Source organism: Sutterella massiliensis (assembly GCF_016899755.1).
GTDB classification, from domain to species: Bacteria; Pseudomonadota; Gammaproteobacteria; order Burkholderiales; family Burkholderiaceae_F; genus Sutterella; species Sutterella massiliensis.
Window position 1 is genome coordinate 1 of sequence record NZ_JACJJC010000125.1, and the last position, 1013, is coordinate 1013.

Here is a 1013-nt window from a genome sequence, read left to right on the forward strand (position 1 = left end):
AGTTCGAATCCTTCGTGTTGACTTCAAACGAATACTGGCCGTACACCGTCACGCCGTACATCGTCGGCGACTTGTAGGTGATCATGTTGTCGGCACGACCGGCGGACGTCGCAAAGACGAGCGCCTGGTTGCCGATGTAGCTGCCCCAGCCCGTACCGAACGCGCTGAGGTTGCCGCCGATGCCGTACGAACCGGCGTCGAGCGAGAGCATGGACATACGGCCGAAGGCGAGCGTGCCGTACTGCGTCTGAACATAGAGCTGCGCTTCACGGCCGAAGAGGCGGTTGGACTGGCCCATCGTGCCGTCGTCAGCGTTGAAGCCGTTTTCAAGAACGAAGCCGACCGTCACGCCGTTGCCGAGGTCTTCCGTGCCCTTGAGGCCGAAGCGGTTGCCGGAGTTCTGGCCGGAACCCATCGTAAGCGTGCTGTCGCTGACGCCTTCGAGAGCGGGGTTGTGGTCGCCCGCGATGGACGTGAAATCAAGACCGAGGTCGATACTGCCGTACATCGTCACCTGATCGGCAGATGCCGTGCCGGCCATAGCGCCCATAAGGGCGAGTGCAAGAAGAGTCTTCTTCATGGTACTTCTTCTACTAATGAAACCAACCGTGCGGTTGCCTGCAATCAAAGCAAGCGATCCAAGCCCGCAACGGCTGAAATTTGTTGATGCTTGTTCAAAGCGCCAAAACTGACGCGACTCCTTCGATGGGCCTGAGCGGCCCGCGTCGAACTTCGTCTGTCCGCACGCTTCAAGTTGAGCTCGAAGCACAATCCCGTGCGCTTTGAGATCATTTTGGATGATAGCCGCATCGAGAGGGCATATCCTAACCAAACTTCGGGAAATTGCACAAAAACCGCGGAAATACCACAAAAAAGTGTTGTTTAAAACACACACTTTCGTTTGCTATCGGGTTTCCCCGATAGGGTGTTTATATCGTGAAGCCTCCGCACCCATTCATCCGGCAAAGCCGTCTGAATGGATGCGGCTTCCCTCATTTGTAGTCCGAGGGACA

The 1013-nt window shown here is 56.6% G+C and carries 1 protein-coding gene; it reads right to left on the reverse strand.

All coding sequences use genetic code 11. The annotated features are described in order from the left end of the window. A partial coding sequence (locus tag H6A60_RS11700; RefSeq protein WP_205104814.1) for a porin occupies window positions 1-580 on the reverse strand: 580 nt, incomplete at its 3' end. Window positions 581-1013: the final 433 nt, after the last annotated feature.